2 protein-coding genes and 1 tRNA gene are annotated in these 11,684 nt (G+C 69.2%); 1 reads left to right on the top strand and 2 read right to left on the bottom strand.

The genetic code is table 11. From position 1 onward, the window contains the following. Positions 1 to 86: 86 nt before the first annotated feature. Both AB0C34_RS28650 and AB0C34_RS28645 read right to left on the bottom strand, forming a co-directional pair. On the bottom strand, positions 87 to 1,520 hold the full coding sequence (locus AB0C34_RS28650; protein ID WP_357079562.1) for an ATP-binding protein: 1,434 nt from the start codon (positions 1,518 to 1,520) through the stop codon (positions 87 to 89). 335 nt (positions 1,521 to 1,855) lie between these two features. Then, positions 1,856 to 1,937 (bottom strand) — tRNA-Leu (locus AB0C34_RS28645). Positions 1,938 to 2,324: 387 nt separating this feature from the next. On the opposite strand from AB0C34_RS28645, the gene AB0C34_RS28640 reads away from it, so the two are divergent. Next, positions 2,325 to 11,663 carry a fatty acid synthase subunit beta domain-containing protein gene (locus AB0C34_RS28640; RefSeq protein ID WP_357079560.1) on the top strand — a complete coding sequence of 3,113 codons (9,339 nt, stop codon included), beginning with the start codon at positions 2,325 to 2,327 and terminating at the stop codon, positions 11,661 to 11,663. Positions 11,664 to 11,684: the final 21 nt, after the last annotated feature.

Here is an 11,684-nt window from a genome sequence, read left to right as displayed (position 1 = left end):
ATGGCGGCGGACCTCCAGTTGCCGGGGCACACCCGGAACTGGCGATGGTTCCATCGGCCCCGGGTACGTCCACCATGACGGCCGTCCTACCGCCAGGCCCGAACCAGATCTTCGGGCCCCCAGCACATGGCGAGCGGCAGATCATGATGGACGCCGGAACGCGAGACCGCGATCAGCGGAGTGTTCACCTGGGTGCCGGGGACGGCCAGCACGCTGCGGGCCAGGGCGTCATAGTCGTGCCGGTCGAACGGTCGATCCTCCAACCACTTGATCGAGCCGACGAAACGTAGGGCACCCGCTATAGGTTCGCGGTCGGCGCCGATCAGGTCTACCTCCGGATTGTTTTGCCGGTTCCACCAGCCGCCGACGGCTTCGGTGTCCGGCCATCGATCATCGGGGAGTAGTCGCACCAGCGCGGCACGGATGACCGGCTCCACGGCGCGGCCACGCCACGCCGTCCACGATCGTTCGATACGTTCCAGCGCGAGATCGCCTCGGCCACGCTCGATCAGCGGAATGCCCCGCTCGAGGAAGGCGAGCCAGAATCGAAGATAGGAATCGGCGATCCGGTAACGCTTGTTCTTGGTATCGGGTTTGGTGGACAACGGAAGGTCCGCGGCGACGATCCGCTTGGCCTGCAGAGCATTCAGCAATGGAGACAAGGTTCCGGCGGGCAGCACGCCGGAGCCGCCGGCCCGGGCCGCGATGGCGCCGTAGGTTCGTTCACCGCTGCCGATCGCCTCGAGGACCGCGCGGGACCGCGAGGACTCGGGAAACTCGCCGAGCAACGACAGTTCTCCCGCGACGAGCAATGGCGCCAGTGGGTTGGCAACCGCCTCTCGCAGAAATTCCGCACGACTCGTTCCCGGTCGCCAGGATTGGACGATCTCGGGAAATCCACCGGTAATGAGCAGTGCGTCCATCGCCTCGGCCGCGGGTAGCTCGGTCATCTCCCGCACGTCCGCCAGATTCAGTGGCTGGACGGTCATCTTCGTCGCTCGTCCGAAGAACGGACGCTCGTGCGATTGCAGTGCCTCCATGACCGAGATGTCACTGCCGACCAGCACTAGGAGGACCGGTTTCGCGGACAGGTGCCGATCCCAGATCGTCTGCAGCGCCCCTTCGAACTCGGGGTCCTGTCCAACGAGCCAGGGCACCTCATCGATGACTGCGATACTCGGTCCGTCCGCCGAGGTCGCGAGAGCGACGGTTCGCAGCGCCTGGTTCCAGTCCGTAGCCGACAACCCGCCGATCAACTCCGCGTGTCCCAGGGGCGAGGATGCGACAGTCGCGACGAAATCTTCCCGCTCCGCAGCAGGATTGCGTCCCCGGGTCGCCTGGAATACGACATACGGAAGCCCCGAGCGATCGCAAAACTCCTGCACCAGACGCGATTTCCCGACCCTACGGCGACCAGTGATGATCACGGCCCGTCCGCGAGTGGCACCGCTGCCGTCGGTGACCGACCGTAGCTGCGCGTTCAACAGGTCGAGGTCGGCAGCGCGCCCCTTGAATTCCATCGGTCACCTCCGCTAGGTAAACATAGATGCAATCTTACATAGATTAAATCTATGTTTGATGGGAGCTATGTTTACCGGGCACGCTCTGGCGTGGCAGTTGCCCGCGACGGCAGGTGCGAGTTCTCGCGGTGGCGACTGGGGTGGGCTTACGTACGCGATCATCGCTGGCCTCTCCCGGCCGGCGAACTCCCCGGATGTCACCGATGGCGACGTTTTCCGGTAGATGTGCCAGATCTTGTGCGGATGGGGACAGCTGATCGATGGTCGGCATCCGTGTGTGTGCGGGCGCACTCGGACACGCGGCACGAATAAGCGATACAACTGACGTGAACCTGTGCGCGAGAGGGGACTTGAACCCCTACGTCCGTGGACACCAGAACCTAAATCTGGCGCGTCTGCCAATTTCGCCACTCGCGCTTGATGGTACGACCGTCCAAACTCTACCGGGCGTATCGGTCATCGCGCAGCATCGGGTGGGCGTGGCGTACCCGCCAGTAACCCCACCTGGGATTATAACAATTTGGACACGGCCAACATGAGGAGAACTCATGTTTCGTACGCGTTGGTAACCCGATAGACCAGCGGGTTCCAACATGAGGAAGGGGCACGCTTCGGACTATTTTGGTACGTAAGTACCGAAATACTCGGCGGTAGCCCCGACGCCTAGAGGCAAACGTGAGGATTTCCTCATGATTTTGTGTCATCCTCGCCAATATCAGGCCGATTGTTTGCGATCACCCGTGTACCGAGAGGGAGCGGCGTGTCGCCAAGGGCATGTCGCACGGAGAAGGAAGTCGAAGCGTCTTGACGATCAACGAGAGCACCGAGACCGGGACCGGACAGAGCGCGAAGGCGGCCGCAGCCGCCGGGAAGGCCGCGTCCGCTGGTGCGCGGTCGCCGCTGCTCGATCGTTTGCTCGGTGGCGTTCCGTATGCGCTTGCCTTCGGTGGCCAGGGTGCGCAGTGGCTCGGCGAGCTGGAGGAGATCGGGCGCGACAGCGCTTTGGAGCCGGAGCTGACCGCGCTGGTCAACGAGGCGGCCGCACTGCTCGAGCCGGTTGCGGCGCAATTGCTCGTGGTGCGACCGGTCGGCTTCGACCCGATCGGCTGGATGCTGGAGAACGAGCTGGCCGACACCGACGAGGGCGAGGTCTCCGCCGCGCCCTCCGAGCGGGTGTTGCGGTCGGCCGCGGTGTCGATGCCCGGCGTACTGCTGACCCAGGTGGCCGCGGTGCGGGCGCTGCGACTGCAGGGACTGGACGCGTCCGAGCACGCGCCCGCCGCGGTCGTCGGGCACTCGCAGGGTCTGTTGGCGGCCGCCGCGGTTGAGGCGGGCGGCGAGCGCGACGCCGAGCTGCTGGCTGTGGCGCAGCTGATCGGCGCGGCGGCGGGTTTGGTCGCGCGTCGGCGCGGGCTGATGCCGGTAGGCGACCGCTCGCCGATGGTCGCGGTGTCGAACGTCGACCCTGAGGAACTGCGCGCCGTGGTGGCCGAGCTGAGCGAGGGCATCGATCCGGCCGCGGCCGCGGTGGTCTCGATTCGCAACGGTCGTCGCCGCGCGGTGCTGTCGGGTGCGCCGGCGCAGCTGGAGCGGGTGCGCCAGCGGTGCGCGCAGATCCACGACGAACAGGCGCGCGAGCGGGACTCGAAGGTGCGCGGTGGCGCGGTGTTCGCGCCGGTTTTCGAGGACGTGGCAGTCGATGTGGCGTTCCATCACCCGGCGCTGGCCGACACCGTCGACCTGGTCACCGGCTGGGCCACCCAGTGCGGCGTGGACGCCGAACTGGCGGGCAAGCTGGCCCGGCAGATCCTGGTGGATCCGATCGACTGGGTCGACGTGGTCGATGACGTGGTGTCCGCGGGTGCGCAATGGATTCTGGACCTCGGTCCTGGTGATCTGCTGTCCCGCGTCACCTCCGGCTCGCTGAAGGGCACCGGTGTCGGGATCGTCGCCGCGGCCACCCGGGCCGGACAGCGCAGCCTGCTCACGCCGGGCGCCGCGCCGGAGCCGGCGAGCTCGTGGTCGGCGTTCGCGCCACGGCCGGTGCGGCTGCCCAACGGGCGCATCGTGGTCGAGACCGCGTTCACCAAGCTGACCGGTCGCTCGCCGATCCTGCTCGCGGGCATGACCCCGACCACGGTCGACGCGAAGATCGTCGCGGCCGCGGCCAACGCGGGCCACTGGGCCGAGCTGGCCGGTGGCGGCCAGGTGACCGAACAGATTTTCACCGACCGGGTGGCCGAGCTGAAGACGCTGCTGCAGCCCGGTCGCGCGGTGCAGTTCAACTCGCTGTTCCTCGACCCCTACCTGTGGAAACTGCAACTGGGCGGCAAGCGGCTGGTGCAGCGGGCCCGTACGGCCGGCGCGCCGTTCGACGGTGTCATCGTGACCGCGGGCATTCCCGAGCTGGAAGAAGCCGTCGCGCTGATCGAGGAACTCACCGAAGTCGGTATCTCGCACGTCGCGTTCAAGCCGGGCACCGTTGCCCAGATCCGGGCCGTGCTGCGGATCGCCGACGAGGTCCGCGACTATCCGGTGATCATGCACATCGAGGGTGGTAGGGCCGGTGGCCACCACTCTTGGGAGGATCTCGACGATCTGTTGCTGACCACCTACGCCGAGCTGCGCAATCGCGCCAACGTCGTGGTGTGTGTCGGTGGCGGCATCGGCACCCCCGAACGCGCGACGCAGTACCTCACTGGTGAATGGGCGGTTCCGCACGGCTACCCCGAGATGCCGCTGGACGGTGTGCTGATCGGCACCGCGGCCATGGCGACGCTCGAAGCCACCACCGCACCGGAGGTCAAGCAGCTGCTCGTGGACACCCCCGGTACGCCGGACTGGGTCGGCGCGGGCACCGCGTCGGGCGGAATGGCGTCGGGCCGGAGTCAATTGGGCGCCGATATCCACGAGATCGACAACGCGGCCTCCCGCACCGGCCGCCTGCTCGACGAGGTCGCGGGCGACGCCGACGCGGTCGCCGCGCGCAGGGACGAGATCATCGCGGCGCTGAACGCCACCGCCAAACCGTATTTCGGCGACGTGGCGACCATGACCTACCAGGACTGGCTGGAGCGCTACGTCGAGCTCGCGGTCGGCCTGGACCGCCGCAAGGACTTCGACTGCGGCAGCGACCTCGGCGACGCCATCGCCGACGCCACCCGTTCGGTCTGGCTGGACATCACCTGGCGCGACCGTTTCGCGGAGATGATGCGTCGCACCGAATCCCGGCTGCATCCGACCGACCGCGGCGAGATCCCCACCCTGTTCCTCAGCGACGAGGACTTCGAGAACCCGGTCGCCGCGCTGTGCACGCTGCGGGAGCAGTACCCGGCCATCGCGCAGGCCCTGCTGCACCCGGCCGACGTCCCGTTCTTCGTGTCGCTGTGCAAGACGCCCGGCAAGCCGGTGAACTTCGTCCCGGTCGTCGACGGCGACGTGCGCCGCTGGTGGCGTTCGGATTCGCTGTGGCAGGCGCATGACCCGCGCTACTCGGCCGACCAGGTGTGCATCATTCCGGGCACCGTCGCGGTCGCGGGGATCACCCGGGTCGACGAGCCGGTCGGCGAACTGCTGGACCGCTTCGAGCAGGACACCGCGTACTCGCTGGTGCGTGCCGGCGTAGTACCCGCCGCGATCGACGCTCGCCGCACCGCGGGCATCACCAGCGGCCCGATCGACGCCGTGCTCGCCGCACCGGACGTCGAGTGGTCCGGGCGCACCACCATCAGCCCGGTGCACCGGCTCGGCGATCTGTCCGAGTGGGTCGTCGACGGGAAGGGCGCGGTGCACCCGCCCAGTGGCGCGACACTGGCCGAGACCACCGGTCCCGAGCCGGAGCATTCCTACGTCGAGCTGACGGTTCCGCTGCTGGCGGGCAATGTGGTTCGGATCCGAATCACCGTTCCGGTGTCCACCTACAACGGCGCAGCCCCGGTCGTCACCGAGGCCGACGCGGACCAGGCCATGGCCGCGCTGCTCGCGGTCGCCGCGGGGCAGTCGCTGCCGGAGCTCAAGGGCAAGATCGCGCACCTGAACGTGGCCTGGACGCCGGACCTCATCGCCGACCACGCGGGCGTCACCGGTTCCGGTCTGCCCGCCACGCTGAGCACGCTCGGACGCCTCGCGCCGGACGTGCTGGTCGGCGCCTGCTGGCCCGCCGTGTTCGCGGTACTCGGTGCTGCGCGCACCGCGAAGGACGAGAGCGTCATCGAGGGCATGCTCGACCTGGTTCACCTGGACCACCAGATCCACCTCGCCACCGAACTGCCCGCTGAGACCAGCGTCCTCGCGGTCCGGGCGGAGGCGGGCGAGACGCTCGACACCGACCTCGGCCGGGTCGTCGAGGTGCACGTTCGAGTCACCGCCATGCTGGACAAGCCCGAGACCGGGATGTCCATGCCGGTGCTGGCCACCCTTACCGAGCGGTTCGCGATCCGCGGGCGCACCGGGACAGGTGAGCTGACCGATCCGCCGCGTGCGGCGGGCACGGTGTCCGACTCGGCCACCGACACCCCGCGTCGGCGTCGTCGCGACGTCACCCTCGTCGCGCCGCGCGCAATGCACGCGTTCGCTGCGGTCTCCGGTGACCACAACCCGATCCACACCAGCGATTCCGCGGCGAAGTTGGCTGGCCTCGGCAGCCCGATCGTGCACGGCATGTGGCTGTCGGCCGCCGCGCAGCACGCGGTGTCCGCGGTCGATCCGGCCGCCTCGGCTCCCGCGCGGACGCTGACCGCGTGGACCACCCGTTTCCTCGGCATGGTCCGCCCCGGCGCGGAGATCGACGTGCGCGTCGAGCGAGTCGCGATCGACGCGGGCAGCGAGATCGTCGAGGTCTCCTGCCGGACCGACGGTGACCTGGTGATGACCGCGACCGGTCGCACGGTGGCGCCGAAGACGGTCTACGCCTTCCCCGGCCAGGGCATTCAGCGCAAGGGCATGGGCCTGGACGCCCGCTCCCGCTCGAAGGCCGCCAAGGAGATCTGGGATCGCGCCGACAAGCACACCCGCGCGGTGCTCGGCTTCTCCATCCTCGCCGTGGTGCGGGACAACCCGACCTACCTGAAGGCGCGCGGCGTCGAACACCGGCACCCGGACGGCGTGCTGCACCTGACCCAGTTCACCCAGGCCGCCATGGCTACCCTGGGCGTCGCTCAAGTGGCGGAGCTGCGCGAGTCGGGTGCTTTCGTCGAGGGCGCGATGCTCGCGGGCCACTCGGTCGGCGAGTACAACGCGCTGGCGGCCGTCGCCGGGGTGCTTCCGCTGGAAGCGGTGCTGGAGGTGGTGTTCCAGCGCGGCTCGTCCATGCACGAGCTGGTACCGCGGGATTCGCAGGGGCGCAGCGACTACCAGATGGCCGCCATCCGCCCCTCCCAGATCGGGTTGCCCGACGACGAGGTGGTCGATTTCGTCAACGGCATCGGCGAGCGGGTCGGTGAATTCCTCGAGGTGGTCAACCTGAACCTGCGCGGCTCGCAGTACGCGATCGCCGGCACGGTGGCGGGCCTGGCGGCGCTGGAGGAGGAGATCGACCGGCGCCGTGCGGAATTCGGCGGTCGGCGGGCGTTCATCGTGGTGCCCGGCATCGACGTGCCGTTCCACTCCACCGTCCTGCGCAAGGGTGTCCCGGAGTTCCGGCAGAAGCTCGCGCAGCTACTGCCCGCGGATCTGCAGCCGGAAACCCTGCTCGGGCGCTACGTCCCGAACCTGGTGCCCAAGCCGTTCTCGCTGGAGCGCGCGTTCGTCCAGGAGATCGCGGACCTGGTGCCCTCCGAGCCGCTGGCCGAGGTGCTCACCGACTTCGACAGCTGGGCGGCCCGACCGACCGACCTGTGCCGGGTCGTGCTGATCGAGCTGCTCGCATGGCAGTTCGCCAGCCCGGTGCGCTGGATCGAGACCCAGGACCTGCTGTTCACCGATCCCGCACAGGGTGGCCTCGGTGTCGAGCGATTCATCGAAATCGGTCTCGGCGCGACGCCGACGGTGGCCAACCTCGCCAGCCAGACATTGAAACTGCCCGCGTTCGGTGGCACCAAGATCGAGGTGCTCAATATCGAGCGCGAGGCCGCGATCGTGTACTCGACCGACACCGACCCCGCACCGGTCGATGAGCCGGTGGAGGAGGTGGCTGCGGCCACCACCGCCGCGGCCCCGGTCGCCGCGGCGGCCCCGGTCGCCGCGCCGGCGCCGAGTTCAGGTGGAGCCCGTCCGGACGACATCGCGTTCACCGCCGCCGACGCCACCCGCGTGCTGATCGCGCTGTGGACCAAACTGCGACTGGACCAGATCGGTCCGGTGGACACCATCGAGGGCCTGTGTGACGGCGTCTCGTCGCGACGTAACCAGCTGCTGGTCGACCTCGGCTCCGAGCTGTCGCTCGGCGCGATCGACGGCGCGGCCGATGCGGACATGGGTGCGCTCTCGGCCACGGTGGAGCGTCTGGCGCGCACCTACAAGCCGTTCGGTTCGGTGTTGAGCGACGCGGTCGGCGATCACCTGCGCAAGGTGTTCGGTCCGTCCGGCAAGCGCCCCGCCGCGATCGCCGAGCGCGTGAAGAAGGTGTGGGAACTCGGCGATGGCTGGGCCAGCCACGTGACCACCGAGGTGTCGCTAGGCACCAGGGAAGGCGCCAGCGTGCGCGGTGGCGATCTCGGCGGGCTGGTCTCCGGCTCGTTGGGCGACGCCGCCTCGGTCGACGCGGCCATCGACGCCGCTGTGCAAGCCGTCGCGGCTCGTCGCGGGGTCGCGGTGGCGCTGCCCGCGGCAGGCGGTGGTGGCGGCGCGACCGTCGACGCGGCCGCGCTCGGCGAGTTCACCGAGCAGATCACCGGACGTGACGGCGTGCTCGCCACTGCCGCGCGGGTGGTGCTCGAGCAACTCGGTTTGTCCGAGCGGGTGTCCACGCCGGAGGCGACCGACGAGTCGCTGGTCGAACTGGTCTCGGCCGAACTGGGCTCGGACTGGCCGCGCCTGGTGGCCCCCGCGTTCGACGCGCGCAAAGCGGTGCTGTTGGACGACCGGTGGGCCACGGCGCGTGAGGATCTGGCCCGTCTGTGGCTGCTCGACGACATCGGCTCCGCCGAGGGACCGGTGACCGGATTCCTGGGTGCGGGCGAAGCTGTCGCGGCGCAGGCCAACTGGTGGCGTCAGCGCGCCATGTGCGAGGCGCGCTCGGTGCTGGCCCGCCTCTACGAGCGCATCGCCGAAGCGGCGCTGAGCGCTGAGGAGCCCGGGCTCTGGTCCTCGGATGTCGCGGTGATCACCGGTGCGAGCAAGGGATCCATCGCGGCGGCGGTGGCCGGGCGTCTGCTCGGCGGGGGCGCCACGGTCGTGGTCACCACCTCGTCGCTGAACGACGCGCGCCTCGGCTTCTACCGGAAGCTGTACCGGGAGAACGCCCGGCACGGTGCCGCACTGTGGGTCGTGCCGGCGAATATGGCGTCCTACCAGGACATCGACGCGCTGATCGACTGGGTGGGTACCGAGCAGGTCGACAGTGCGGGCGGCGCCAAGATCAAGATCAAGGACGCGATGACCCCCACCCTGCTGTTGCCGTTCGCGGCGCCGCGGGTGGCCGGTGACCTCGCGGACGCCGGCGCCCGCGCCGAACTGGAGATGCGGGTACTGCTCTGGTCGGTCGAGCGTTTGATCGGCGGACTGTCCACTCTGGGCGCCGACCACGACGTGGACGCGAAACTGCACGTGGTGCTGCCCGGTTCGCCCAACCGCGGCCTGTTCGGTGGCGACGGAGCCTACGGCGAGGCGAAGGCGGCGCTGGACGCGGTGGTCGCCAAGTGGCGGGTCGAGAAGTCGTGGTCGACGCGGGTCACGTTGGTGCACGCGCTGATCGGCTGGGTGCGTGGCACCAGCCTGATGGGTCACAACGACCCGATGGTCGCCGCGGTCGAGGAGGCCGGGGTGCACACCTGGTCCACCACCGAGATGGCCGACGAACTACTCAAGTGGTGCACCTCGCGTGCCCGCCAGGTCACCGTGACCGGTCCGGAGCAGATCGACCTGACCGGAGGATTGGCCAAGGCCAAGCTGGATCTGCCCGCACTGGCCAAGCAGGCCGCGGAGCAGGCCGAGGCCGAGATCCTTCGGGCTGACGCGGCACGGACGATCGCGGTACTGCCGACGCCGCCGACCATGTCCTCGGCGCTGCCGGTGCCCCATTTCGACGGCGTCACCGCCGATCTCACCGACATGGTGGTCATCGTCGGCGCCGGTGAGCTGGGCCCGTACGGCTCGGCGCGCACCCGGTTCGAGATGGAGGTCTCCGACGAGCTGTCGGCCGCGGGCGTGCTGGAACTCGCCTGGACCACCGGCCTGATCACCTGGGAGAACGACCCGAAGCCGGGGTGGTACGACGCCGAGTCCGGTGACTACGTGCCCGAACACGAGGTGGCCGAGCGATACCACGACACGGTGGTCGCCCGCTGCGGTGTGCGTCGCTACGAGGACGACGGCGCCATGACCGCCGGCGACGACGGCAAGGTGACCGCTCCGCTGATGACCTCGGTCTTCCTCGACCAGGACCTGTCGTTCACGGTGGGGGGCGAGGCCGAGGCGCGCGCCTTCTACGCCGCCGCTCCGGAGAACACGGTGATCACGCCGGTCGCCGATTCCGGCGACTGGACCGTGACGCGGAAGGCGGGCACCGAGATCCGGGTGCCGCGTCGGGCCAAGCTGTCGCGCACCGTCGGGGGGCAGATCCCGACCGGCTGGGATCCGACCATCTGGGGCATCTCGGCCGATATGGCCGCCTCGGTGGACCGGGTCGCGCTGTGGAACATCGTGTGCACGGTGGACGCGTTCATCAGTTCCGGTTTCAGTCCGGCCGAACTGATGAGCTGGGTGCATCCTTCGCTGGTGGCCAATACGCAGGGCACCGGTATGGGCGGCATGTCCTCGATGCGCTCGCTGTACATCGACAACCTGCTCGGCGAGTCGCGTCCGAACGACATCCTGCAGGAGGCGCTGCCGAACGTGGCGCTGGCGCACGTGGTGCAGTCCTACGTCGGCAGCTACGGCGCGATGGTGCATCCGGTGGCGGCCTGCGCCACTGCCGCGGTGTCGGTCGAGGAGGGCATGGACAAGATCCGGCTCGGCAAGGCGGAGTTGGTGGTCGCCGGTGGCTACGACGACCTCGGAATCGAGGGCATCGTCGGCTTCGGTGACATGTCGGCGACCGCGGACTCGGCGACCATGAGCGCGAAGGGCATCAGCGACCGGTACTTCTCTCGGGCCAACGATCGCCGCCGTGGCGGGTTCGTCGAGTCGCAAGGCGGTGGCACCGTGCTGCTCGCCCGTGGTGATATCGCCGTGGAACTCGGCCTGCCGGTTCTCGGTGTGGTCGCGTTCGCGCAGTCGTTCGCCGACGGCGTGCACACCTCGATCCCGGCGCCCGGCCTCGGCGCCCTCGGCGCGGGTCGTGGTGGGCGGGAATCGCGGTTTGTCGCCGAACTGCGCAAGCTCGGTGTACAGCCCGACGACATCGCGGTGGTCTCCAAGCACGACACCTCGACCGGGGCCAACGACCCGAACGAATCCGAGCTGCACGAGCGGCTCGCCACCGCGATCGGGCGGTCGGAGGGTGCCCCGCTGTTCGTCGTCTCGCAGAAGAGCCTGACCGGACACGCCAAGGGCGGCGCGGCCGCGTTCCAGCTGATCGGCCTGTGCCAGGTGCTGGAAAACGGTGTGGTGCCGCCGAATCGGAGCCTCGACTGTGTCGATGACAAGATGCAGGAGTACCCGCACCTGGTGTGGGTGCGCGAGCCGCTGCGCTTCGGCGACCGGTTCCCGCTCAAGGCGGGTCTGGTGACCTCGCTCGGCTTCGGGCACGTTTCCGGCCTGCTCGCCGTGGTGCATCCGGAGGCGTTCATCCAGGCCATCGAGCCGGGGCAGCGCGAGGAGTACCAGCGCAGGGCGCAGCAGCGTCAGCTGGCGGGCCGGCAGCGGTTCGCCGAGGCCATGTGTGGCGGCACGCCGCTGTACGAGCGTCCCGCGGATCGTCGTCTCGGCGCGGACGGCACCCCGGCCAAGCGGAGTCGGCAGTTGGAGGCCGACATGCTGCTGACGCCGGAGGCGCGCCTCGGGCGCGACGGCGCGTACCGGGCGAACGGGCTCGGATGCGCGTGACCGTAACAGCGGCAGGGCAAC

The sequence above is a fragment of the Nocardia sp. NPDC049220 genome, from assembly GCF_040647855.1.
Taxonomy (GTDB): Bacteria; Actinomycetota; Actinomycetes; order Mycobacteriales; family Mycobacteriaceae; genus Nocardia.
The sequence above is the reverse complement of the archived record's forward strand: the minus strand, read 5'-3'. Positions and strand labels throughout refer to the sequence as shown.

What these genes read in the sequence shown, in the direction of transcription:
- AB0C34_RS28650 (WP_357079562.1), bottom strand. Translation starts at nt 1,520, where the DNA reads ATGGAATTCAAGGGGCGCGCTGCCGACCTCGACCTGTTGAACGCGCAG.